Annotated in this window: 22 protein-coding genes, 1 pseudogene and 1 riboswitch; of the genes and pseudogenes, 8 read left to right on the top strand and 15 right to left on the bottom strand. The window is 74.1% G+C overall.

What is annotated here, in order from left to right:
• Positions 1 to 258, bottom strand: a pseudogene (locus ACQRUO_RS30860) (hypothetical protein); the annotation flags it as partial.
• A gap of 365 nt (positions 259 to 623) precedes the next feature.
• Here ACQRUO_RS30860 and ACQRUO_RS30855 point away from each other — a divergent pair.
• Together ACQRUO_RS30855 and pgeF are read left to right on the top strand one after the other, a co-directional pair.
• Positions 624 to 3,119: a helicase-associated domain-containing protein gene (locus tag ACQRUO_RS30855; RefSeq protein WP_428319407.1), complete on the top strand. Its 2,496-nt coding sequence runs from the start codon at positions 624 to 626 to the stop codon at positions 3,117 to 3,119.
• A gap of 206 nt (positions 3,120 to 3,325) precedes the next feature.
• Positions 3,326 to 4,057 (top strand): peptidoglycan editing factor PgeF, encoded by a 732-nt coding sequence (gene pgeF, locus ACQRUO_RS30850; RefSeq protein WP_428319406.1) that lies wholly within the window; start codon positions 3,326 to 3,328, stop codon positions 4,055 to 4,057.
• A gap of 19 nt (positions 4,058 to 4,076) precedes the next feature.
• Here pgeF and ACQRUO_RS30845 read toward each other — a convergent pair whose 3' ends face one another.
• Positions 4,077 to 4,196 (bottom strand): DALR anticodon-binding domain-containing protein, encoded by a 120-nt coding sequence (locus ACQRUO_RS30845; RefSeq protein ID WP_428319405.1) that lies wholly within the window; start codon positions 4,194 to 4,196, stop codon positions 4,077 to 4,079.
• Between the two features lie 183 nt (positions 4,197 to 4,379).
• On the opposite strand from ACQRUO_RS30845, the gene ACQRUO_RS30840 reads away from it, so the two are divergent.
• Complete coding sequence (locus tag ACQRUO_RS30840) at positions 4,380 to 6,017, top strand: DNA repair helicase XPB (RefSeq protein WP_428319404.1); 1,638 nt, start codon at positions 4,380 to 4,382, stop codon at positions 6,015 to 6,017.
• A 48-nt stretch (positions 6,018 to 6,065) separates the two neighbouring features.
• Here ACQRUO_RS30840 and ACQRUO_RS30835 read toward each other — a convergent pair whose 3' ends face one another.
• Positions 6,066 to 6,290 carry a hypothetical protein gene (locus ACQRUO_RS30835; RefSeq protein WP_428319403.1) on the bottom strand — a complete coding sequence of 75 codons (225 nt, stop codon included), beginning with the start codon at positions 6,288 to 6,290 and terminating at the stop codon, positions 6,066 to 6,068.
• Positions 6,291 to 6,620: 330 nt separating this feature from the next.
• On the opposite strand from ACQRUO_RS30835, the gene ACQRUO_RS30830 reads away from it, so the two are divergent.
• Positions 6,621 to 8,681 (top strand): HelD family protein, encoded by a 2,061-nt coding sequence (locus ACQRUO_RS30830; protein WP_428319402.1) that lies wholly within the window; start codon positions 6,621 to 6,623, stop codon positions 8,679 to 8,681.
• Between the two features lie 87 nt (positions 8,682 to 8,768).
• On the opposite strand, the gene ACQRUO_RS30825 is transcribed toward ACQRUO_RS30830, so the two are convergent.
• From ACQRUO_RS30825 to ACQRUO_RS30815, 3 genes are read right to left on the bottom strand one after another with little or no spacing between them, the layout of a single operon-like run.
• Positions 8,769 to 9,455 (bottom strand): copper homeostasis protein CutC, encoded by a 687-nt coding sequence (locus tag ACQRUO_RS30825; protein ID WP_428319401.1) that lies wholly within the window; start codon positions 9,453 to 9,455, stop codon positions 8,769 to 8,771.
• 56 nt (positions 9,456 to 9,511) lie between these two features.
• Positions 9,512 to 10,486 carry a hypothetical protein gene (locus ACQRUO_RS30820; RefSeq protein ID WP_428319400.1) on the bottom strand — a complete coding sequence of 325 codons (975 nt, stop codon included), beginning with the start codon at positions 10,484 to 10,486 and terminating at the stop codon, positions 9,512 to 9,514.
• The gene (locus tag ACQRUO_RS30815) at positions 10,483 to 10,833 is read right to left on the bottom strand and encodes a PadR family transcriptional regulator (protein ID WP_428319399.1); all 351 of its coding nucleotides are present in this window, start codon (positions 10,831 to 10,833) and stop codon (positions 10,483 to 10,485) included. The genes ACQRUO_RS30820 and ACQRUO_RS30815 overlap by 4 nt, the downstream gene beginning before the upstream one ends.
• Before the next feature lie 98 nt (positions 10,834 to 10,931).
• On the opposite strand from ACQRUO_RS30815, the gene ACQRUO_RS30810 reads away from it, so the two are divergent.
• Positions 10,932 to 11,591, top strand: coding sequence for an HD domain-containing protein (locus ACQRUO_RS30810; RefSeq protein ID WP_428319398.1), 660 nt, complete (start codon positions 10,932 to 10,934; stop codon positions 11,589 to 11,591).
• A 16-nt stretch (positions 11,592 to 11,607) separates the two neighbouring features.
• Here ACQRUO_RS30810 and ACQRUO_RS30805 read toward each other — a convergent pair whose 3' ends face one another.
• From ACQRUO_RS30805 to thrC, 5 genes are all read right to left on the bottom strand, one after another.
• Entirely contained in the window at positions 11,608 to 11,964 is a 357-nt protein-coding gene (locus ACQRUO_RS30805; RefSeq protein ID WP_428319397.1) for a hypothetical protein, read from the bottom strand.
• A 171-nt stretch (positions 11,965 to 12,135) separates the two neighbouring features.
• On the bottom strand, positions 12,136 to 13,758 hold the full coding sequence (gene groL / locus ACQRUO_RS30800; RefSeq protein WP_428319396.1) for a chaperonin GroEL: 1,623 nt from the start codon (positions 13,756 to 13,758) through the stop codon (positions 12,136 to 12,138).
• 318 nt (positions 13,759 to 14,076) lie between these two features.
• Positions 14,077 to 14,280, bottom strand: coding sequence for a cold-shock protein (locus tag ACQRUO_RS30795; RefSeq protein WP_428319395.1), 204 nt, complete (start codon positions 14,278 to 14,280; stop codon positions 14,077 to 14,079).
• A gap of 610 nt (positions 14,281 to 14,890) precedes the next feature.
• Positions 14,891 to 15,169: a ubiquitin-like small modifier protein 1 gene (locus ACQRUO_RS30790; RefSeq protein ID WP_428319394.1), complete on the bottom strand. Its 279-nt coding sequence runs from the start codon at positions 15,167 to 15,169 to the stop codon at positions 14,891 to 14,893.
• A 71-nt stretch (positions 15,170 to 15,240) separates the two neighbouring features.
• Positions 15,241 to 16,542: a threonine synthase gene (thrC, locus tag ACQRUO_RS30785; protein ID WP_428319393.1), complete on the bottom strand. Its 1,302-nt coding sequence runs from the start codon at positions 16,540 to 16,542 to the stop codon at positions 15,241 to 15,243.
• Positions 16,543 to 16,559: 17 nt separating this feature from the next.
• Positions 16,560 to 16,691: riboswitch (SAM riboswitch) on the bottom strand.
• Positions 16,692 to 16,842: 151 nt separating this feature from the next.
• On the opposite strand from thrC, the gene ACQRUO_RS30780 reads away from it, so the two are divergent.
• Positions 16,843 to 17,871 (top strand): glucosyl-3-phosphoglycerate synthase, encoded by a 1,029-nt coding sequence (locus ACQRUO_RS30780; RefSeq protein WP_428319392.1) that lies wholly within the window; start codon positions 16,843 to 16,845, stop codon positions 17,869 to 17,871.
• A gap of 91 nt (positions 17,872 to 17,962) precedes the next feature.
• Positions 17,963 to 19,423 (top strand): alpha,alpha-trehalose-phosphate synthase (UDP-forming), encoded by a 1,461-nt coding sequence (locus ACQRUO_RS30775; protein WP_428319391.1) that lies wholly within the window; start codon positions 17,963 to 17,965, stop codon positions 19,421 to 19,423.
• Here the strand turns inward: ACQRUO_RS30775 and otsB are convergent.
• The 4 genes from otsB to ACQRUO_RS30755 form a co-directional block, all read right to left on the bottom strand.
• A complete protein-coding gene (otsB, locus tag ACQRUO_RS30770; RefSeq protein ID WP_428319390.1) occupies positions 19,399 to 20,307 on the bottom strand; it encodes a trehalose-phosphatase in 909 nt (302 codons plus the stop codon). The genes ACQRUO_RS30775 and otsB overlap by 25 nt on opposite strands.
• 30 nt (positions 20,308 to 20,337) lie before the next feature.
• Positions 20,338 to 20,565, bottom strand: coding sequence for a DUF3263 domain-containing protein (locus tag ACQRUO_RS30765; protein ID WP_428319389.1), 228 nt, complete (start codon positions 20,563 to 20,565; stop codon positions 20,338 to 20,340).
• Positions 20,566 to 20,629: 64 nt separating this feature from the next.
• The gene (locus ACQRUO_RS30760) at positions 20,630 to 21,895 is read right to left on the bottom strand and encodes an extracellular solute-binding protein (protein WP_428319388.1); all 1,266 of its coding nucleotides are present in this window, start codon (positions 21,893 to 21,895) and stop codon (positions 20,630 to 20,632) included.
• A gap of 200 nt (positions 21,896 to 22,095) precedes the next feature.
• A complete protein-coding gene (locus tag ACQRUO_RS30755) occupies positions 22,096 to 22,884 on the bottom strand; it encodes a DeoR/GlpR family DNA-binding transcription regulator (protein ID WP_428319387.1) in 789 nt (262 codons plus the stop codon).
• A gap of 236 nt (positions 22,885 to 23,120) precedes the next feature.
• On the opposite strand from ACQRUO_RS30755, the gene ACQRUO_RS30750 reads away from it, so the two are divergent.
• The coding region (locus ACQRUO_RS30750; RefSeq protein WP_428319386.1) for an ROK family protein at positions 23,121 to 23,768 on the top strand (648 nt) is incomplete at its 3' end.

Raw genomic sequence — 23,768 nt, 5'->3', positions numbered from 1 at the left:
GGCCTCGGCCGGCCGTTCGGGCGCGGGCGACGGCACCGCGCGGGCGGGGCGCTGCACCGGGACCTCCGGGCCGGCCGCCGGCTCGGTGGGCCGCGGCGGCACCGCCGGGCCGGACAGGTAGACCCCGTCCTCGTCCCCGGCCGATTCCGGCACCGCGCCCAGCACCCGCCACGGGCCCTCCACGCGCCACCACTCGCCGCCGGACAGCCCCCCGGTCAGCCCCTCGCCCGGCCGCTCCCCGGCCTGTCCACCCGCCATCGCCCGCCACCCTGTTCCGCACGTCAGGCCCCGCCGCCGCTGACGCTACCGACTGCCGGCCACGCGCGCGAGGGGCTACCCGCCCTATGCCCCGGCCCGAGCCGTGCCACCCCCGCCCGACGCCGGCCCGACGCCGGCCCGACGTCCGCCCGACGGCCACCTGCCCTTGCCCGACGTCCGGCCGACGTCCACCCGCCTTTGCCCGACGTCCGGCCGACGTCCACCCGCCTTTGCCCGGCGTCCACCTGCCTTTGCCCGACCCCAGCCCGACACCCGCCCGCCCGGGCACCCCCGTGACCTGCGGCCCCGGGATCTCCACGGACAGCACACCCCGCACACCCGGTGCGCCGACTACGCTGGGTCGGATGACCACCGAGCCGACCGGAGCGTCCAGCCGAGCCCGCACGCTGGCCGACGAGCTCCGCGCCAGCAGCGACCCCACCCTCGCCACCCTGCTGCGGCTGCGCCCCGATCTGCTCAACCCGGTGCCCAGCGACCTCACCCAGCTCACCGCCCGGCTCTCCAGCCGGGCCTCGGCGCTGCGCGCGCTGGAGCGGCTGGACCGTTTCACCCTGCAGACCGCCGAGGCGCTGGCCGCCCTGCCCGACGGCAGCCCGACCACCGCCCTGCGCGACCTGCTGGCCGGCCCGGCCCGGGTCAAGCCGCACCCGGCGGCCACCCCGGTGGACCGGCCCGCGGTACTCGCCGCCCTGCCCGGCGCCCTGACCGCGCTACGCGAGCGGGCGCTGCTCTGGGGCCCGGAGAACGCGCCGCACCTGGTGATCGCGGTGCGCGAGGCGCTGGCCCCCAGCGCGACCGCGCCCGGCAACACCGGCCTCGGCCCGACACTGGCCGAGGCCACCTTCGGCATGTCGCCGGCCCGGCTGCAGCAGCTGCTGGCCGGCGCCGCGCTGCCCGGCACCCCCGACCCGGTCACCGCGGTGGCCGCCCTGACCGAACTGCTGGCCGACCGCAAGCGCTGCGCGGCGCTGCTCGGCGAGGCGCCCGAGACCGCCCTCGGGGTGCTGGACCGGCTGGTCTGGGGCCCGCCCACCGGCACCGTGCCGGACGCCGCCCGCCCGGTCACCGCCGACACGGCGCGCAGCCCGATCGAGTGGCTGCTGGCCCGCGGCCTGCTGCTGCCCTCCGGCGCCGGCACCGTGGTGCTGCCCCGCGAGCTCGCCCTGCACCTGCGCGGCGGCCGCAGCCACCGGGTGGTGGAGCCCGCCGCGCCCGAGCTGCGGCCGACCGCCGAGCGCGATCCACAGGCTGTGGACAGTGCGGCCGCCGGGCAGGCACACACCGCGGTGCGCACCGTGGAGGAGTTGCTGGAGCTGTGGGGCGTGCAGCCGCCGCCGGTGCTGCGGGCCGGCGGCCTCGGGGTGCGCGACCTCAAGCGGACCGCGGTGGCGCTGGAGGGCGACGAGGCGCAGGCCGCGTTCTGGCTGGAGCTGGCCTACGGCGCCGGTCTGCTCGCCCCGGACGGCGAGGCCGGCGAGCTGTGGGCGCCGACCCCGGCCTACGACCAGTGGCTGCTGCTGCCGACCGCCGAACGGTGGACCGTGCTGGCCCGGGCCTGGCTGCCCGCCACCCGGACCGCCGGGCTGGTCGGCACGGTGGACGGCAAGGGCAAGCCGCGCGCCGCGCTCGGCCCCGAGCTGGACCGGGTGCTCGCCCCGGTCACCCGGCGGGCGGCGCTCAGCCTGCTGGCCGAGCTGCCGGCCGGCGCGGTGGCCGACGCCGCCGCCCTGCTCCCGGTGCTGCGCTGGCACCGCCCGCTGCGCGGCGGCGCCACCGGCCCCGACGGCCGCGAGCTGCGCGACCAGCTGGCCGACTGGTCACTGGCCGAGGCCGAGCTGCTCGGGGTCACCGGGCGCGGCGCGCTCGGCGCCCCGGGCCGGGCCCTGCTGGCCGGCGAGGACCCGACCCCGGTGCTCGACCCACTGCTGCCGCAGCCGCTGGACCACGTGATCCTGCAGCCCGACCTGACCGCGATCGCCCCCGGCCCGCTGCTCACCCCGCTCGCCCAGGCGCTGGCGCTGTGCGCCGAGATCGAGTCCAAGGGCGGCGCCACCGTCTACCGCTTCACCGCCGAGTCGGTGCGCCGGGCGCTGGACGCCGGGCGCACCGCCGCCGAGCTGCACGCCTTCCTGGAGCAGCACTCGCGCACCGCGGTGCCGCAGCCGCTCAGCTACCTGATCGACGACGTCGCCCGCCGGCACGGCGTGCTGCGGGTCGGCGCCGCCTCGGCGTACCTGCGCTGCGACGACCCGGCGCTGCTCGCCGAGGTGATCGCCGACCGGCGCGCCGCCGAACTGCGGCTGCGGCTGCTGGCCCCCACCGTGCTGGCCGCCCAGGCCGGCCCCGAGCAGGTGCTGACGGTGCTGCGCTCGATGGGCTACGCGCCGGCCGCCGAGTCGGCCGACGGCGACCTGGTGGTGAGCCGCCCGGACCGGCACCGCACCCCGCCGCGCACCGCCCCGGTACCGGTCGCCGAGGGGCCCACCGCCCCGGACGAGGTGCTGCTGGGCGCCGCGGTCAAGGCGATCCGGGCCGGCGACCGGGCGGCCACCGCGCACCGCCGGGAGACCGTGCCCGGCCCGGCCGCCGCACCCGCCGACGCCCGCGCGCTGCCGCGCACCGCCGCCGCCGACACGCTCGCCGCGCTGCAGACCGCGGTGCTGCTCGGCGAGCGGATGTGGATCGGCTACATCAACGCCGAGGGGCTGGCCTCGCAGCGGGTGATCGACCCGGTGAAGGTGGAGGGCGGCTACGTGACCGCCTTCGACCACCACGCGGAGAAGCTCAACACCTTCGCGCTGCACCGGATCACCGGCGTCGCCGAACTGGAGGAGGACTAGGGCCTTTCTTATGGATCTTGTCGGATCAGCGCGCGGCGGTGGGCGCCCGGCTGGGCGTGCCGGCGGATCGTCCTCGTACTGGGTCGTACTTGGATGGTCCGCCGGTGCGGCCAGGCGGGATGCCCGGCGTCGCGCGCCCGGCAAGATCCGTAAGAGAGGCCCTAGCGCGGGCCGGGGGCGCCGAGGGGGTGACTAGGCTGCCCGGTATGGACCCTCAGGAGCTCGCGCCGGGCATCAGCTACGCCGTCACCGACCGCCACGGCGGGGTGAGCGCGGCGCCCTACGACTCGCGCAACCTGGGCGGCGCGACCGCCGACGACTACCAGGGCGTGCTCCGCAACCGCGAACTGACGGCACGTCAGTTCGGCCTGGCGCCCGACCGGGTGGTCTGGATGCGCCAGGTGCACAGCGCCACCGTGCAGCGGGTCGCCGGGCCCTGGGGCCCCGACGCGCCCGAGCTGGACGCCGTCTGGACCACCGAGGAGGGCCTGGCGCTGGCCGCCCTGGGCGCCGACTGCGCCCCGGTGCTACTGGCCGACCCGGCGGCCCGGATGGTGGGCGCGGCGCACTCGGGCCGGGTCGGCACGCTGACCGGCGTGGTGCCCAACCTGGTGGCGGCGATGGCCGCGGCCGGGGCCGAGCCCGCCCGGATGACCGCGCTGGTCGGCCCGATGGCCTGCGGCCGCTGCTACGAGGTGCCCGAGCAGATGCGCGCGGAGTCCGCCGCCGTACTGCCCGAGGTGCACGCCACCACCCGGCAGGGCACCCCCGCGCTCGACCTGCGCGCCGGCATCGCCGCCCAGCTCGCCCGCGCCGGCGTCACCACCGTCCGCCACGACGACCGCTGCACCATCGAGGACCGCGACCTCTTCTCGCACCGCCGCGACGCGCCCACCGGCCGCTTCGCGGCGTACGTCTGGCTGACCCCGCGGGCCTGAGGCCGGGCGGGCCGACCCGCTACATCCGCGTCGGCGCCGCGATGCCCAGCAGCTCGAGCCCGGTGGCCAGCGTCTCGGCGGTCAGCCGGCAGAGCGCCAGCCGGTGCGGCTCCAGGGTCCCGGCGACCTCCCGGAGCACCGCCTCGAAACCGTCCAGCCGCAGGATCAGCGCCCGCTCCGCCGGGTGCAGCGGCTGGGCACCCGCCCACCCCGGAGCACCCCGTTTTCCGGGCGCCCCCGCGGATCGGGAGCCCGGCCCCGGAAGTGCGCCGGATGAGCGACACTGGAGAGCTGCGCCTGACCCGATGGAGGACTTCGCACTGTGAACAACGGGCCACTGATCGTCCAGAGTGACAAGACTCTCCTGCTGGAAATCGACCACCCGCAGGCCGCCGACTGCCGTCGTGCCATCGCGCCGTTCGCCGAGCTGGAGCGGGCGCCGGAGCACGTGCACACCTACCGGGTCACCCCGCTGGGGCTGTGGAACGCGCGGGCCGCCGGGCACGACGCCGAGCAGGTGGTGGACGCCCTGGTGAAGTACTCGCGCTACCCGGTGCCGCACGCGCTGCTGGTGGACGTCGCCGACACCATGGCGCGGTACGGGCGGTTGCAGCTGCTCAAGCACCCGGTGCACGGGCTGGTGCTCACCACCACCGACCGGCCGGTGCTGGAGGAGGTGCTGAAGTCCAAGAAGATCACGCCGCTGGTGGGGGCCCGGCTCGAGCCGGACACCGTGGTGGTGCACCCCTCGGAGCGCGGGCAGATCAAGCAGGTGCTGCTCAAGCTGGGCTGGCCGGCCGAGGACCTGGCCGGGTACGTGGACGGCGAGGCGCACCCGATCCACCTGGAGCAGGACGGCTGGCACCTGCGGCCCTACCAGCAGCAGGCGGTCGAGGGCTTCTGGCACGGCGGCAGCGGCGTGGTGGTGCTGCCGTGCGGCGCGGGCAAGACCCTGGTCGGCGCGGCCGCGATGGCCGAGGCCAAGTCGACCACGCTGATCCTGGTCACCAACACCGTCTCGGCCCGCCAGTGGAAGCACGAGCTGGTCAAGCGCACCTCGCTGACCGAGGACGAGATCGGTGAGTACAGCGGCACGAAGAAGGAGATCCGCCCGGTCACCATCGCCACCTACCAGGTGATGACGACCAAGCGGAAGGGCGTCTACGCCCACCTGGAGCTGTTCGACGCTCGCAACTGGGGGCTGGTGGTCTACGACGAGGTGCACCTGCTGCCCGCGCCGGTCTTCAAGTTCACCGCCGACCTGCAGGCCCGGCGCCGGCTCGGCCTGACCGCGACCCTGGTGCGCGAGGACGGCCGCGAGGGCGACGTCTTCTCGCTGATCGGCCCCAAGCGCTTCGACGCCCCGTGGAAGGAGATCGAGGCGCAGGGCTACATCGCGCCGGCCGACTGCTGCGAGGTCCGGGTCACGCTGACCGACTCGGAGCGGCTGACCTACGCCACCGCCGAGCCGGAGGAGCGCTACCGCTACTGCTCGACCACGGCGACCAAGCAGCGGGTGGTGGAGGCCCTGGTCAAGAAGCACCAGGGCGACCAGACCCTGATCATCGGGCAGTACATCGACCAGCTGGACGAGCTCGGCGCCGCGCTGGACGCGCCGGTGATCAAGGGCGAGACCAGCAACGCCCAGCGCGAGAAGCTGTTCGACGCGTTCCGGACCAAGGAGATCAGCGTGCTGGTGGTCTCCAAGGTGGCGAACTTCTCCATCGACCTGCCGGAGGCGACGGTCGCCATCCAGGTCTCCGGGACCTTCGGGTCCCGCCAGGAGGAGGCCCAGCGGCTGGGCCGGGTGCTGCGCCCGAAGGCGGACGGGCACGCGGCGCACTTCTACTCGGTGGTGGCCCGCGACACGGTGGACCAGGACTTCGCGGCGCACCGCCAGCGCTTCCTGGCGGAGCAGGGGTACGCCTACCGGATCATCGACGCGGACGACGTGCTGTAGCGGCCACCGACGACGGAGGACGCGCTCACAAGGATCAGCAGGGGACGCTCAGAGCTTGACGCCGTCGCGGCCGAGGAAGACCACGCGCGCGGCGGTGTCGAGCACGATGCCGACGGTGCGCACCGCGTTGGCCAGCGGCCGGCGGCGGCGGTCGCCACCGGCCGCGGAGGCGGTGGCACCCGCGTGCGGGTTGGGGTCGAGGGACTCGGTGGTGGTGCGCGCCCGGGGGGTCTTGGCCGCTGCCGGGGGCGCCGTCAGGTGAACGGTGCTCATGTGTTCCACGGTAGTTTTCCGCCCGTCGGGATGGCATCAACCCGAAGGCCGTACTCGAAGGGTCGGTGCTCCTCCTTCCGGCGTACCCGGCCCTGAGCCTTTTATCCGGCGCCTACCCCGCGGACGGGGTGGGCGCCGCGCCGATATTCCGTTGGCGCACCGCCCGGGCGCGTCCTATGCTGTCCGGTCTGCCCCCTCCCGACCCGTGGTGCCGCTCATGGCAGCCGTGGGAGGCCCTGACCGCTCGGCAACCGGTCAGGTTCCCCGAACACCGTGAGCTCCGATGAGACCGCCGCGACCCACCGAAGGGCGCGGCCGGGAAGGTTCGCCGTGCACTCCCCCGCCACCCCCGACACCACCGATCCGCTGCAGCGCGAGCGCGATCACCTGGCCTCCTCGCGCGCCGCGCTGCGGGCGATGCGCGAGGACGCGCAGGCCCTGGACATCTCCGACGTGGCCGGCACCTGGGTCACCGCCGAGGTGCTGCGCAACCAGATCGAGCGGCGGATCGCCGCGCTGGCCGACCTCTCCGACACCCCGCTCTTCTTCGGCCGGCTGGACTTCCGGCACGCGATCTCCGGCGAGGCCTCCGAGGGCGCGGGGGGCGAGCGGTTCTACATCGGCCGGCGCCACGTGCACGACGACGGGGGCGACCCGATGGTGATCGACTGGCGGGCACCGGTCTCCCAGTCGTTCTACCGGGCCAGCCGCAAGGACCCGATGGACATCGACAGGCGGCGGCGGTTCGGTTACACCGGCGGCGAGTTGACGGCCTACGAGGACGAGAACCTGAGCGACCCGGCGGAGACCGGGACCGCCTCCGCGCTGCTCGCGGCCGAGATCGAGAAGCCCCGCGTCGGCCCGATGCGCGACATCGTGGCCACCATCCAGCCCGAGCAGGACGAGATCGTCCGCGCCGAGGTGAACGGCACCATCTGCGTCCAGGGCGCCCCCGGCACCGGGAAGACCGCGGTGGGCCTGCACCGTGTCGCCTACCTGCTCTACGCGCACCGCGAGCGGCTGAAGAAGGCCGGCACCCTGGTGGTCGGGCCGAACGCCTCCTTCCTCTCCTACATCGAGCAGGTGCTGCCCGCCCTGGGCGAGTTGGAGGTGGCCCAGGCCACCGTGCAGGAGCTGGTGCAGCACGTCGAGGTGCGCGGCGCCGACTCCGCCGAGGCGGCGGCGATCAAGGGCGACGCGCGGCTGGCCGAGGTGCTGCGGCGTGCGGTGCGGGCCGGGGTGACGCTGCCGACCGAGCCCCTGGTGGTGGTCCGCGGCTCCCGCCGCTGGCGCCTGCCGGTCTACGAACTCACCGAGATCATCGAGGAGTTGGCGGGTCGCGAGATCCGTTACGGGGCCGCCATGGAGGCGCTGCCGCAGCGGCTGGCGCACGCCGTGCTGCTGAAGATGGAGCAGGGCGGCGAGGCGCCCGACGACCGGGTGCAGGACGCGGTGGCCCGCTCCCGCGAGATCAAGGCACTGGTCAAGGCCTGCTGGCCGGTGGTGGATCCGGCCAAGCTGGTGCTCCGGCTGCTCAGCGAGCCGGCGTTCCTGGCGAGTTGCGCCGAGGGGATCCTGACCGCCGAGGAGCAGGCGGCGATCGGCTGGGCCAAGCCGGGCCGCTCGGTGAGGAGCGCCCCCTGGACCGCCGCCGACGCGGTGCTGGTCGACGAGGTGACCGACCTGGTGCACCGCACCCCCTCGCTCGGCCACGTGGTGCTGGACGAGGCGCAGGACCTCTCGCCGATGCAGTACCGCGCGGTGGGCCGCCGCTGCACGACCGGCTCGGCCACCGTGCTGGGCGACCTCGCGCAGGGCACCACCCCTTGGGCGACCGGCAGTTGGTCGGAGGCGCTGCACCACCTGGGCAAGCCGGAGGCGCACGTCGAGGAGCTGACCACCGGCTTCCGGGTGCCGGAGGAGGTGATCCGGTACGCCTCCCGGCTGCTGCCCGCGATCGCCCCCGGCCTGGCCCCGGCCACCTCGATCCGCACCGGCACCGACTCGCTGGCCATCCGCCGCACCGAGCCGGCCGAGCAGGTTGCCGCAGTGGTGGCCGCCTGCCGGGAGGCGCTGGCCCGGGAGGGCTCGACCGGCCTGATCGCCGCCGACGCCCGGCTGCCGCTGTTCGAGGCGGCGCTGGCCGAGGCGGGGCTGGCCTACCTGACGCCCGGCAGCGAGACCACCGCGGACACCCGGCTGATCCTGGTGCCGGCCTCGCTGGCCAAGGGTCTGGAGTACGACTACGTGGTGCTGGACGAGCCCGCGGCCGTGGTGGCCGGCGAGCCGGACCGGCGTACCGGGCTGCGCCGGCTCTACGTGTCGCTGACCCGTGCCGTCTCCGGTCTGGCCGTGGTGCACGCCGAGCCGCTGCCGGCCGAGCTGGCCTGACCCCGGCGAGCGGGCGGCACGGCCCGACCCCGGCGAACGGCGGGCGGCGGACGAGAGGCGGTGCGCCGCCCGCCCGCCGCCGCGGTGCTAACCGCCGATCAGCTCGCGCCAGTCGGCCACCTTGGCCGGGTCCACCGGCGAGTCCCACCCCGCCACCCGCACCGCGCTGCCCACGTGGAAGGCGTCGAAGCCCTCCTTGCGCAGCTCGGGCACGTGCTCGGCGTGCAGCCCACCGCCGATCAGGATCCGCTGCCGGTAGCCCGGCTCCCCCGCCTTGGCCAGCTCGCCGGTCAGCACCTCGCGACCGGCCGCCACCCCGGCGGCGGAGCCGGAGGTGAGGAAGGTGTCCAGGCCCGGCAGGTCGGCCACGGCGGCGCGCAGCGCGGCCCGGTCGGCGCTGTGGTCGAGCGCCCGGTGGAAAGTCCAGCGGCAGCCCGCCACCGCTTCGGCGACGGCCCGCACGGCAGGCAGGTCGACCTGCCCGGCCGGGTCCAGGAAGCCGAGCACGAACTCCTCGGCCCCCTCGGCCCGCAGCTCCGCCGCCGCCGACCGCAGCCGGTCCAGGTCGCCGGCGGCGAAGCCGCCCTGGCGTCGCAGCATCACCCGCAGCGGCAGGTCCACGGCGGCCCGGATCGCGGCGAACTCGGCGACGTCGGGGGTGAGTCCGTCGGCAGCCATGTCGGTGACCAGTTCGAGGCGGTCGGCGCCGCCGGCCTGCGCGGCCCGGGCGTCCACGGCGGTCAGCGCGATGACTTCGAAGATTGGTCTAGACATATCGCTACCCTGCCACACGCCGCGGCCCCGCCGCGAGCCCCCCTGCCGGAAATGGCTCAGACCGGTCCGACGCTGCCCAGCGGGGTGCGGTCCCGGCCACCCCGACCCCCGGCCAGCGCCCGCCAACGCCGCACGGTCAGCGTGCCGACCAGCGCCACGGCGCTGAGCACCATCGCAATCGACCCGACCAGGTGGAACGAATCGAGCGGCGCCGACAGCAGCGGCACCATCATGGGCAGCCAGGCCAGCGCCACGCCGGCCGGCGGCACTTGCACCCGCCGCAGCGCACCCGCGGCCAGCACCGTCAGGAAGAGTCCGGCGTACACGGTGCAGCCGGGCAGTTGGAGGCTGGCCGATCGCAGCGTGAGGGTGCAGGGCGCGTAGCCGGCAACCGCGGTGACCAGCAGCAGGGCCAGCACGGGCGCCGGGCGGCGGCGGCGCACCCCGCGGTCGAGCAGGTCGACCGGTGCCGCCAGCACCATCAGGGCCCAGAGCAGCGGTCCGCACTGCAGCACCAGGATGATCACGGCGAAAGCCAGCATGAGCTGCCAGTGACCACCGTGCCGGAACGGGTACTGCTCCCCGACCATGATGACCAGGTTCATAGCCCAGCCCACCACCGTGAGCAGCGCGCCGGCCCGGGCAACCGCCCACCAGCCCAGCAGCACCGCGCCCAGCGTCAGCACGGCGAGCCCGCCCAGCGCCAACTGCAGCCGCTGGTCGCCCGCGAAGAAATACCAGTCGTGCCAGCGCAGCCGCTCTCCGAACTGCGCCACTCCGGTCCCGGCCGCCGCCGCCACCAGCAGCGGCGCCGACTCCCCGAGCAGCCGCCCGGCCGGCCGGGTGGCGGTCAGCCCGAGCCGCAACCGCAGCCCGTAGCCGGTCAGTTCGGCCAGCTCCCGGGCCACCGCCACCCGTCCGGCCTGCGCCGTGACGTCCGCGAAGACCTCGCCGATCTCCGCGGCGCGCTCGGCCCGGTAGCGCTTCGGGTAGGCCCGCAGTGCCACCCGCAGCAGTCGATCCCCCGTCATGCCAGGACTCCCCCGTTCAGTGTCCGAAAAGCAGTGGCCGGCCGGAGTGCGGTCAGCCGGCGCTCGGCCTCGGCGGCCACCGCGCGCAGCCGGGCGGCCTCCTCGGCCAGCACCGTGCGCCCGGGGTCGGTCAGCGCGTAGGTGCGCCGGGCCCGACCGTCCACCACCTCGTCGCGCTCGACCCGGATCAGCCCCTGGTCGAGGAGGCGGTCCAAGGCGGCGTAGAGCGTGCCGGTGCGCATCCGCACCCGGCCCTCGGAGATCTCGGCGATCTCCTGGATCAGCGCGTAGCCGTGCCGAGGGGCATCGGCCAGCGCGGTGAGCAGGAGCAGCGTCGGCTCCTGCATGGCCCGTCCTGTCATGGGTCTACATATATAGATCATCGGCATGTGTTGTCCAGGGCAGCCGACGGCCCCTGACGGACCCATGACCCCACCGGAGCAGAATGACCGTCATGCCGACCGAACCGCACCCCGCCACCGAGGACCTGCGCTCCCGCTGGACCGCGCTGTTGACCCGCTGCGGCAGCACCGCCGACCCCGAGCCCTACGGCCGGGCACTGCTCGCGCGCTGGGCCGAGCCGCAGCGCCGGTACCACACCACCGACCACCTGCTGGCGGTGCTGGACGAGGTGGACGCGCTCGCCTGGCACGCCGAGCACCCGGACGCGGTGCGGCTGGCCGCCTGGTTCCACGACGCCGTCTACCGGCCGGACCGTTCCGAGAACGAGGAGCGCAGCGCGGAGCTGGCCGCCCGGGCGCTCGGCCAGGCCGGGCTGCCGGCGGCGCTGACCGCGGAGGTGGTGCGGCTGGTGCGGCTGACCGTCGGCCACCACCCGCAGCCGGGCGACCGGAACGGCGAGGTGCTCTGCGACGCCGACCTGGCGGTGCTCGGCCGCTCCCCCGCGGCGTACGCGGCCTACGCGGCGGCGGTGCGCGCCGAGTACGCCTTCGTGCCCGAGCCGGTCTTCCGCCGGGAGCGGGCCCGGATCCTGGCCGAGCTGCTCGCGCTGCCCGCGCTCTTCCGCACCCCGCGGGCGCACGAGCGGTACGACGGCCCGGCCCGTGCCAACCTGGCCGCGGAGCTGGCCGAGCTGACGGCCTGACCCCCGCGCGCAGCGGTCAGAGCGACCCGACGGCCGCCACCACCACGCCCTCCTTCCCGCACACCCAGTGCGGGTCGGGCCCCAACTCGGGCTCCACGCTCAGCGCGTGCGGGTCCCCGTCGGCGGCGCAGGACGAGCAGAGCGGCCACCGGCCCCAGCCCTCCAGCAGCGCGTCCTGCACGTCCTGGGCGACCAGGCCGAGCACGAACTCCACCCCGTCCGGCCACTGGGTGAGCCACCACCGGCGGTGCGTCACCGCGTCCTCCACCAGGGAGACCACGGCGGCGTCCGCCACGTCCCGGGCGGACAGGTCGGCGAGGATCAGGGCCCGGGCCCGGTGCAGGGCGGCTTCGATGTCAGGGTGGTCGGCCATGCGCCCATTGTCCCGCAGCCGGCCCGGCCGCAGACGCCGTGCCCCGCGGACGCCGTGCCCTGCAGCCGCCTTGCCCTGCGGACGCCGCATCCCGCGGACGCCGCGAGGGCGGCCTCCCCGTCGGGGAGACCGCCCTCGCGATCCGATCGAACGACCGATCCTGAAGCAGGATCAGAAGTCCATGTCACCGCCCGGCATGCCGCCGCCGGCGGCCGCGGCGGCCTTCTCCGGCTTGTCGGCGATGACGGCCTCGGTGGTGAGGAAGAGCGCCGCGATGGAGGCGGCGTTCTGCAGCGCGGAACGGGTGACCTTGGCCGGGTCGATGATGCCCGAGGCGATCAGGTCCACGTACTCGTTGGTCGCGGCGTTCAGGCCGTGGCCGGCGGGCAGGTTGCGGACCTTCTCCACCACGACGCCGCCCTCGAGGCCGGCGTTGGTGGCGATCTGCTTGATCGGGGCCTCGAGCGCGACCTTGACGATGTTGGCGCCGGTGGCCTCGTCGCCCTCGAGCTCCAGCTTGTCGAACGCGACACCGGCCTGCAGCAGGGCCACGCCACCGCCGGCGACGATGCCCTCCTCGACGGCCGCCTTGGCGTTGCGCACGGCGTCCTCGATGCGGTGCTTGCGCTCCTTCAGCTCGACCTCGGTGGCCGCGCCGGCCTTGATGACGGCCACGCCGCCGGCCAGCTTGGCGAGGCGCTCCTGGAGCTTCTCGCGGTCGTAGTCCGAGTCGCTGTTCTCGATCTCGGCGCGGATCTGGTTGACCCGACCGGCGACCTGCTCGCTGTCGCCGCCACCGTCGACGATGGTGGTCTCGTCCTTGGTGATGACCACCTTGCGGGCGGTGCCCAGCAGGTCGAGACCGGCGTTCTCGAGCTTGAGGCCGACCTCCTCGGAGATCACGGTGCCACCGGTGAGGATGGCGATGTCGCCGAGCATGGCCTTGCGGCGGTCACCGAAGCCCGGGGCCTTGACGGCGACGGACTTGAAGGTGCCACGGATCTTGTTCACGACCAGGGTCGACAGGGCCTCGCCCTCGACGTCCTCGGCGATGATGACGAGCGGCTTGCCGCTCTGCATGACCTTCTCCAGCAGCGGGAGCAGGTCCTTGACCGAGCCGATCTTGGAGTTGGCGATCAGGATGTACGGGTCCTCGAAGGACGCCTCCATCCGCTCCAGGTCGGTGGCGAAGTAGGCGGAGATGTAGCCCTTGTCGAAGCGCATGCCCTCGGTGAGCTCGAGCTCCAGGCCGAAGGTGTTGCTCTCCTCGACGGTGATGACGCCTTCCTTGCCGACCTTGTCCATGGCCTCGGCGATCAGCTCGCCGATCTGGGTGTCGGCGGCGGAGATGGAGGCGGTGGAGGCGATCTGCTCCTTGGTCTCCACGTCCTTGGCCTGGGCCAGCAGCTGGTCCGAGACGGCGGCGACGGCCTTCTCGATGCCGCGCTTCAGGGCCATCGGGTTGGCGCCGGCGGCGACGTTGCGCAGACCCTCGCGAACCAGGGCCTGGGCGAGCACGGTGGCGGTGGTGGTGCCGTCACCCGCGACGTCGTCCGTCTTCTTGGCGACCTCCTTGACGAGCTCGGCGCCGATCTTCTCGTACGGGTCCTCGAGCTCGATCTCCTTGGCGATGGAGACACCGTCGTTGGTGATGGTGGGGGCGCCCCACTTCTTCTCCAGCACGACGTTGCGGCCCTTGGGACCCAGCGTCACCTTCACGGCGTCGGCAAGCTGGTTCATACCACGCTCAAGGCCGCGGCGAGCTTCCTCGTCAAACGCGATGATCTTGGCCATCGGAAGTGGTCCTCCAGGACACGGTCGACTGCTCTTGGACCAGAGGTGCCCGCGACGGACGGCCCTGGTGTGCGGGGGTCCTGTCCCCTACCGCTCCCGGGGGCCTCACCGACCCGGTCCGTTTGTCACTCTCACGCTGTGAGTGCTAACGCCAATGATTAGCACTCCGGCATGGCGAGTGCAAGCTCCTCGGGGCAGCGGCCACCCGGCGGTGAACGCGCGGCAGGCCCGCACCCGCTCCCCGAGGTCGGGGTGCGGGCACGGGCCTGCCGTAGAACCATCAGCCGGTGAGAGCCGAGGCTCCGAGGTTCGGAAAGGTCAGCTCGCAGCGCGGACCATGTCCGCCTGCGGGCCCTTCTGCCCCTGGGAGATCTCGAACTCGACCCGCTGGCCCTCCTCGAGGGTGCGGTAGCCGTCCATCTGGATCGCGCTGTAGTGGACGAACACGTCCGCACCACCGTCGACCGCGATGAAGCCGTAGCCCTTCTCCGCGTTGAACCACTTGACGGTGCCCTGAGCCATTCCGAACTCCCCTAGTGCTGTGCTGGCCCTTCACGCACCCGCAGGTCACGGGCACGGGTCTGGCGGACCGGCCCGAGGAAACCCCCCTGGGCGCGCTCCTTGCATGCCGCAGCGTCCCACCCCCGGGCGCCAGTTGGCGCCGACGGAGCAGGCGAATGCAACGACCGCGGCTGAATGTATCCGCATCGGCGCCCTGAGCAACAGGCCCACTGGACGGCAATTCGATCGACCCGTGAAGGGATAGCGAGGGAGGAATGCGACACAACTCGCCAATTCGCCCGGGACATAGCGGACGAAACTAACAAATAGTCCAAATAATTCTGACGCGTCGCCGACATGATTCAGGTGATACATCGGCACATCGCGTCTCACCGGCCGGACCGGGCAGGCCGGTGCACACCCGGCGCCGCACCTGCAAGCGAAGCGGGACGGGGACAGCCTATGCCCTGCCGGGGACGCCCGCGGACACGCCCGTGGGCGCCGCACCGCCCGACCGGTCTCCGGTCGGTGCGGCACGACGCCCACGGGGCGGTACCGGGGCGCGGCCGAGGCCCGCCCGAGCCGGGCGGCAGCGGCCCACGAGCGGGCGCGCGGCCGCACTGACGGACGGTCAGCAGCCGCCGGCCACCGCGGGGATGATCGAGATGCCGGCGCCGTCCTTGATCTCGGTGGCCAGGCCCTCGGCGAACCGCACGTCGTCGTCGTTGACGTAGACGTTGACGAAGCGGCGCAGCTTGCCGGTCTCGTCCAGGATCCGCTGGGCGATCCCGGGGTGGTTGCGGTCCAGGTCCGCGATGACCTCCTGCAGGGTGGCGCCCTCGGCGGTCACCTCGGCGGAGCCGTCGGTGTAGGTGCGGAGGATGGTCGGGATACGGACGCTCGCGCTCATGGGGTGTCTCCTTGCTGTACCGAGCTGAGGGGATGGGGGCGGACAGGACCCCCCGGGTGGAACGGGGTGGGTCAGGAGGCCAGGCCCGCGGCGCGGAAGGACTCCAGGGTCGGCCGGATGGTGGCGGTCAGACCGGCGCCGGCCACCGCGTCCAGGGTCTTCAGGCCGTCCCCGGTGTTGATCGCCACGGTCTCCTTGGTCGGGTCCAGCACGCCGTTCTCGACCAACTTCTTGAGCACGCCGATGGTCACGCCACCGGCGGTCTCGGCGAAGATCCCCTCGGTCCGGGCGAGCAGCCGGATCGCCGCCACCACCTCGGCGTCGGTCACGTCCTCCACCGCGCCGCCGGTGCGCCGGGCGATGTCCAGCACGTACGGCCCGTCGGCCGGGTTGCCGATCGCCAGCGACTTGGCGATGGTGTCCGGCTTGACCGGGCGGATCACCTCGCGGCCGGCCTTGAAGGCCTCGGCCACCGGCGAGCAGCCGGTCGCCTGGGCGCCGAAGATCCGGTACGGCCGGTCCTCGACCAGCCCGAGCTTGATCAGCTCCTGCAGCCCCTTGTCGATCTTGGTCAGCTGGGAGCCGGAGGCGATCGGGATCACCAGCTGCTCCGGCAGCCGCCAACCGAGCTGCTCGCAGATCTCGTACGCCAGGGTCTTGGAACCCTCGCCGTAGTAGGGCCGCAGGTTGACGTTGACGAAGCCCCAGCCCTCACCGGCCGGGTCGCCGATCAGCTCCGAGCAGAACCGGTTCACGTCGTCGTAGTTGCCCTCGATGCCGACCAGCTCGCCGCCGTAGACCCCGGCCATGACGACCTTGCCCTGCTCCAGGTCGTGCGGGATGAAGACGCACGACTTGAACCCGGCGCGGGCGGCGGCGGCGCCCACCGCACCGGCCAGGTTGCCGGTCGAGGAGCAGGACAGGGTGGTGAAGTCGAAGGCCCGGGCCGCCTCGATGGCGCAGGCCACCACCCGGTCCTTGAAGGAGTGGGTGGGGTTGCCGGAGTCGTCCTTCACGTGCAGCTGCGCGGTGAAACCGAGCTCGCGGCCCAGGTTGTCGGCCTTCACCAGCGGGGTCCAGCCCGGGTTCAGGTTCGGCTTGCCGGCCACGTCCGCCGGCACCGGCAGCAGCGGCGCGTAGCGCCAGATCGAGCTGGGACCGGCCTCGATCCGGCGGCGCAGCTCGGCCGGGTCGTAGCCGGCGAAGTCGTAGGCGATCTCCAGCGGGCCGAAGCACTCCAGGCAGGCGAAGCTGGGACCGAGCGGGAAACGGGTGCCGCACTCGCGACAGGACAGCGCGGTCGCGGGGCCCAGATCGACGGCGGGGGCGCCGGCGGTGCTCGCGGCGGCGGGTGCAGGGGTAGCGGTAGCCATGGTGGCGGAGGCCTCTCTCCTCATCTTCCCCATGACGCGGTCGCGCCACAGGCCGGAATTGGCACCTGTCCCGCCGGCGCCTGCGATGGCCGGACGGGAAGGTTGCCGGGACGTCAACGGGCCGTTCCCTCAGTCCCTCTGGATGAGCTCTGTGAAGTTGTGTCCTGCGGTGTGCTGGTCTTGCTCAGCGACCGACCCCGGCGTGCGAAGGTCTCACCGCAGTACGAAGACTGTATCCGAAGGCCGTCCGGCCGACCCGGACCGTCCAGCACCCGAGACGAGATGAACGAGGAGCGAGATTTGCCTGCCGAGCAGAGCCCCGCGCCGCTTCCGGAGGTCGCCGACTGGCTGCGCCGCCGGTCCTGGCGGGCGACCGACCGACCGATCGCGAGCCTGCTGGCCGCCAAGGAGGCGGCCGGGCCGGCCGGCACGGTCAGCGTGGTGCTGCCCGCCCTGGACGAGGAGTCCACCGTGGGCGAGATCGTCGAGGTGATCCGGCGCGAGCTGGTCGAGCGGGTCCCGCTGGTGGACGAGCTGGTGGTGGTCGACTCCGGCTCCACCGACCGGACCGCCGAGGCGGCGGCCGCGGCCGGCGCCCGGGTGGTGCACCGGGACGCGATCCTGCCGCGGCTGCCCGCGGTGCCCGGCAAGGGCGAGGTGCTCTGGCGCTCGCTGCTGGTCACCAGCGGCTCGATCGTCTGCTTCGTCGACGCCGACCTGCGCGAGTTCGACCCCGCGCTGGTCTCCGGCATCGTCGGCCCGCTGCTCACCGACCCCGGGCTGCAGCTGGTCAAGGCGATGTACGACCGCCCGCTGGAAGTGTCGACCGGCGGCTCCGCCGCGGGGGAGGCCGCGGTGCTGCCCACCGGCGGCGGCCGGGTCACCGAACTGGTCGCCCGACCGCTGCTCAACCTGCACTGGCCCAGACTGGCCGGCTTCGTCCAGCCGCTCGGCGGCGAGTACGCGGCCCGCCGCTCGCTGCTGGAGCGGCTGCACTTCCCCACCGGCTACGGGGTCGAGCTCGGCCTGCTGGTGGACGCGCTGGAACTGGTCGGCCTGGACGCGCTGGCCCAGGTGGACACCGGGGTGCGGCACCACCGCCACCAGGACGGCCAGGCGCTGGGCCGGATGGCCGCCACCATCTACCGCACCGCCCTGGAGCGGCTGGACCGCACCCACCGGCTGAAGGCCGCCGAGGATCTGGCCCGCCCGGTGCTCACCCAGTTCAGCCGGGACGCCGAGACCCGCGAGTTCACCGCGCACAGCCACGAGGTGACCGCACTGGAGCGGCCGCCGGTGGTCGAGCTGCCGGAGTACCGGGGGCGCTAGCCCCGGCATGCCCTAGGAACCTTCTCGGGAGCCGGTCGGGTGTGACCAATGCCCTGGTTTGCCACCCGCCGACCCCGGCAAGGTTCACAACATGGCCGATCACACGACCACAGCCCGCGTCCTGGTGGCTTCCAACCGGGGCCCGGTCTCCTTCGGCAGCGCCGACGACGGCACGCTGACCGTGAAACGCGGTGGCGGCGGGCTGGTCTCGGGACTCTCCGCGATCGAGGACCCGCACTCCGTCTGGGTCTGCGCGGCCCTGGGCCCCGCCGACCGGGAGGCCGTCCGGCGCTCGCCGCACGGCCGGCTGGACCGCGGCGGCTTCGACGTCGGCGGGCATGCCGTCCGGATGCTGGACATCGACCCCGCGGACTTCGACCTCGCCTACAACGGCGTGGCCAACTCCACCCTCTGGTTCCTGCACCACCTGCTCTACGCCACCCCCACCGCCCCGGCCTTCGACGCCGCCGCGGCCGAGCAGTGGCGCGCCTTCGAGCGCTACAACACCGCCTTCGCCGAGGCGCTGGCCGCCGAGGCCGCCGAGGGCGCGGCCGTCATGGTCCAGGACTACCACCTGACCCTGGTCCCGGCGCTGCTCCGCGAGCTGCGCCCGGACCTGCGGATCGGCTACTTCCTGCACATCCCGTGGGCCCCGGCCGACTACTTCCGGATGCTGCCGGACGAGCTGGCCGTCGCCGTGCTCACCGGCGTGCTCGGCGCCGACCACGCCGGCTTCCACACCCGGCGCTGGGCCGAGGCCTTCGCCGACTGCTGCGAGCAGGTGCTGGGCGCCGAGGTCGACCGGTCCGACCGGACCCGGCTGACCGTCGAGCACCAGGGCCGCACCACCCGGCTGGGCGTGCACGCGCTGGGCGCGGACGCCGACTTCCTGCGCGAGCGGGCCCACCGGGCCGACGTCGAGGAGCGGCTGGACCACCTGCGCGCCGCGGTCGGCGACCGCCGCACCATCGTCCGGGTGGACCGCACCGAGCCGAGCAAGAACATCCTCCGCGGCCTGCAGGCCTACCGGCACCTGCTGCGCAGCCGCCCCGAGTGGCGCGAGCGGGTGGTGCACATCGCCTTCGCCTACCCCTCCCGGCAGGACCTGGCCGAGTACCGCGACTACACCGCCGCCGTGCAGCGGATCAGCCGGGAGATCACCGAGGAGTTCGCCACCGACTCCTGGCAACCGCTGATACTCCAGGTCGAGGACGACTTCGCCCGCTCGCTGGCCGCCTACCGGATGGCCGACGTGGCCCTGGTCAACCCGATCCGGGACGGGATGAACCTGGTCGCCAAGGAGGTCCCGGTGGTCTCCGAGGCCGGCTGCGCCCTGGTGCTCTCCCGCGAGGCGGGCGCCTACGCGGAGCTGGCGGAGGACGCGCTGGGCATCAACCCGTTCGACGTGGTGGGCACCGCCGAGGCGCTGCACCGGGCGCTGACCATGTCGCCCGCCGAGCGCACCGAACGGACCAAGCGGCTGGCGGCGGCGGCCACCGCGCTCTCCCCGCAGCAGTGGTTCCTGGCTCAGCTGGCCGAGCTGAGTTCCTGACCGAGCCGCTCCAGCAGCTCCACCACGCCGGCCGGCCCGGGCACCACCAGGTCGGCCCGGTCGGCCAGCTCGCGCACCGGCGGCTCGCCGGTCACCGGGCCGCTGGCCACCAGCAGCCCGGCCAGTTGCGCGCCGCGCGGGTCGGTGCCGCCCGGCCCGGCCGCGGCTCCCCCGCGCAGCCGGTCCACCGCGGCGTAGGCGGCCAGGTCGCCCAGGTCGTCGCCGGCGTACAGCACCGAGCGGGCCCCGCGCTCGCGCAGGAAGCCGGTCAGCGCCACGCCCTTGTCCACTCCCGGCGGCCGCAGCTCCAGCACCAGCCGGCCCGGCTCCACGGCCAGGCCGTGGGTGGCGGCCAGCTCGGCCAGCGGGACCCGCAGCAGCTCCAGCGCCGCCTGCGGCTCGGCCGCCCGGCGGGTGTGCACGGCCACCGAGCGCTCCTTGTCCTCGACGGTCGCGCCGTCCAGCGCAGCCCCGAGCGGGCTCGCCCCGGTCAGCTCGGCCAGCAGCGCGGGCAGCGCGGCCCGCACCGCGGCCACCCCCGGGTGCGGCTCGGGGGCGGTCAGCTCGCCGCGCTCCCAGCGCTCGGCGCCGTAGTGGCCGAGCACCACCGGCTGGGCCGCCGCCGGCAGCCGGTCGAAGCCGCCGAGCCGGACCGCGCCGGCCACCGGGCGGCCGGTCACCACCGCCACCGCGCCCACCAGCGGCCCCAGCCGGGTCAGCGCCGCCGCCACCCCGGGGTGCGCGAAGGCCTGCTCCGGGTCGGCGACGATCGGCGCCAGGGTGCCGTCGAAGTCCAGCGCCACCACGGCGGCGGCCGGGTCGGCGAGCACGGCGGCCAGGCCGGCCCGGCCGGCGGGGGTGGTCGGTTCCAGCGCGATGCCCATGGCGGTAGCCCTACCCAGGGCGTGCCGGGGCTAACGCTCGGCGCGGCGGGCGTCCCGGATCCGGCGCAGCCGGTTGACCAGCACCGGGTCGTGCGCCAGCGCCTCCGGACGGTCCAGCAGGCCGTTGAGCAGCTGGTAGTACCGGGTGGCGGAGATGCCCAGCCGCTCGCGGACCGCCTGCTCCTTGGCGCCCTGGGTGCGCCAGCCGGCCGCCTCCAGGGCGAGGACGGCCCGTTCCCGTTCGGTCAGCTCGCTCATCCGCCCATTGTCGCCGGACCGGGCGCGCTGCCCGGCCTTCTGCAACAAGCTTTGGCGGCCTGCATCACTGCGGGCGCAGCGCGTTGGACTGCTGCCCGGCGTACTGCTGCAGCTCGCTCAGCACCGCGCGCGGGTCGCCGGTGACCGCCTTGCCGATCTCGGTCTTGATCCGGCCGCTGACGGTGTCCCAGGCCGGGTCGCCGAACGGGTAGAACGAGGCGTTCGGCAGCGCGTCCGCGAACGGCTTGAGGTCGACCAGGTTCGGGTCGTTGCCGAGCGCGGCCATGGCGTCCTGGGTGACCGGCAGCAGGTTGTACTGCTCGTCGAACTTGAGCACGTTGTCCTGCTGGTAGACGAAGCCCAGGAAGGAGCGGATCTCGCTCTTGTGGCCGTTCTTGGAGTAGGCCATCATCCAGTCCGCCACGCCCAGGGTGCTGCTCTTGCGCTGCGGGTTCTGCTGCGGGATCGGCGCGGTGCCGAAGTCGACCCGGGCCTGCTGGGCCTGCTGGAGCAGCGCCGGGTGGCCGTTGAGCATCGCCACCTTGCCGTTGGTGAAGTCGTTGAAGGCGGTCTGCCGGTTCACCGAGCCCGGGTCCGGATAGGTGAGCTGGGTGGAGACCAGGTTCTGCTGGAGCCAGCTGAAGGTGTTCACGTTCTGCGGGCTGTCGATCGTGTAGACGCCGGCGTCGTCGGTCAGGCCGCTGCCGCCGGACATCGTCCACATCATCGCCTCCGCCTGGGCCTCCTCGGGGCCGAGCGGCAGCGCGTACGGGGTGACGCCGGGGACCTTGTCCTTGATCAGCTGGGCGTCGGCCTTCAGGTCGGCCCAGCTGGCGGGCGGCTGGGTGATCCCGGCCTGCTGGAAGATCGCCTTGTTGTAGAAGAAGGTCCGGGACGAGGCGACGAACGGGATGCCGTACTGGGTGCCCAGCACCTGGCCCGCCTTGTTGAACGAGTCCATGATGTCGGCCTGGGTCTCCATCGGGAGCACGTCCCGGGCCGCGTAGAGCTGACCGGCCACCGCCTTGTCGGCGAAGCCGCCGGTCTCCACCAGGTCCGGCGGGTTGCCGGCCTTCACCATCGCGGCGACCTTGGCGTCGATGTCGCTCCAGCCGTAGACCTGGACGTCGACCTTGATCTTGGGGTTGTCCTGCTCGAACTTCTTGACCACCCGGCTCCAGTAACGCGCGGAGCTGTTGGTGGGGGTGCCGTCGCCGTAGTCGGCGGCCACCAGTTTGAGGGTGACGGTGTCGTCCCCGATCCCGAGGATCGAGCAGCCGGAGAGCAGCAGGGTGCCGGCCGCGACTGCGGCACAGAGTCGGGACTTCAACGGGGGGACCGCCTTCGCGCACAGGTGTGGGGAACCTAGCCGGGAACGGACATGGCGAGCGGACTGCCAGAAATCCGGCCCAGGTGGTGCACACCGGGAGCCCCCGGGGCGAGGAACGTTACCCAAGTGGAGTGCGGCCTCGCACATCGGGGCACCCTCGGCGCGGATCGGCGCCCCGAGCGACCGTGACCGCCGGCCGGTCAGGCCGTCAGCACCTCGACCCCGGCCTCGGCCAGCGCCGCCGCCAGGTCCGCCGGCACCGGCTGGTCGGTGACCAGGGTGTCGATCGCCGACAGGCCGCAGATCCGGGCGAAGGCCCGCCGGCCCAGCTTGGAGGCGTCGGCCGCCACCACCACCCGGCGGGCCCGCTCGGCCAGCAGCCGGTTCACGCTGGCCTCGCCCTCGTGGTGGGCGCTCGCCCCGACCTCGGCGTCCAGCGCGTCCACCCCCAGCACCGTGACGTCCAGGGTCAGTTCGGCCAGCACGGTGCCGGCCAGCGGGCCGATCAGCTCGTAGGACTGCGGCCGGGCCACCCCGCCGGTGACCACGATCTTCACCGCCGGACGGACCGTCAGCTCGTTGGCGATGTTCAGCGCGTTGGTGACCACGGTCAGCTGCGGGCCGCTGTCGCCGCGCCCCTCCGGCTCCGGGCGGACCGCCAGCGCCCGGGCCACCTCGGTGGTGGTGGTCCCGCCGTTCAGGCCGACCACCTCGCCCGGGGCGATCAGCTCGGCCACCGCGGCGCCGATCCGCTGCTTGGCCCCCGCGTTGCGGGCGGTCTTGTAGCGCAGCGGCAGGTCGTAGGAGACGTTGTGGGCGACCGCGCCGCCGCGGGTGCGGGTGACCATCTGCTGGCGGGCCAGCTGGTCCAGGTCGCGGCGGATCGTCGCGGCCGACACCCCGAGCGCGTCCGCCGCCTCCTCGACCTCCAACCTGCCCTGCTCGGCGAGAAGTTCGAGGAGAGAGTTCCACCGCTCGTATCTGGACACGCCGCACCGCCCGTTCCTGCGTCCACACCGCTTCGACCACCCTGCGGGGACAGCGTCGCACAGCCGCCGGCCGCGGTCCTCGGCCCGCACCCCCGGCGCGCGCCCCGCGCCCACCTGCTCCGCACCCGGTCCGCGCCCGGTTCACCCCCGGTTCGCGCCCGGTCCACCTCGCCACGAACCGGTGAAACCGAGCAGTGGACTAGACCTCTTCGGTCGACCGGGGGACACTGTCCCCCGTGAAGCACGTCATCGCACTCGATGTGGGCGGTACCGGCATGAAGGCCGCGCTGGTCGCCCAGGACGGCTCCGTGCTGTTCGAAGCACGCCGACCGACCGGGCGGGAGCACGGCAGCGAGGCCGTCGTCGCCGCCATCCTCGACTTCGCCGCCGAGCTGGCCGGGGAGGGCCTGCGCCGGTTCGGCGCCGGCCCGCTCGCGGCCGGCGTCGCGGTGCCGGGGGTGATCGACGAGCCGAACGGGATCGCCGTCTTCTCCGCCAACATCGGCTGGCGCGACCTGCCGCTGCGCGAGCTGCTCGGCGAGCGGCTGGGCGGCCTGCCGGTCGCCCTCGGGCACGACGTGCGCAGCGGCGGCCTGGCCGAGGGCCGGGTCGGCGCCGGGCGCGGGGTGCCGCGCTTCCTCTTCATCGCGCTGGGCACCGGCATCGCCGGCGCGATCGGGCTGGACGGCCGGATCGAGGCCGGCGCCCACGGCTACGGCGGCGAGATCGGCCACGTGGTGGTCCGCCCCGACGGCCCGCCCTGCGGCTGCGGCCGGCAGGGCTGCCTGGAGACCCTGGCCTCGGCCAGCGCGGTCGCCCGGGCCTGGGCCGCGGCCTGCGGCGCCCCGGCGGCCGACGCCGCCGACTGCGCCCGGGCCGGGGCG

The organism is Kitasatospora sp. LaBMicrA B282 (assembly GCF_050325825.1).
Lineage (GTDB): Bacteria > Actinomycetota > Actinomycetes > Streptomycetales > Streptomycetaceae > Kitasatospora.
Note: the sequence above shows the minus strand (reverse complement) of the source record. Positions and strands in the feature narration are given on the sequence as shown.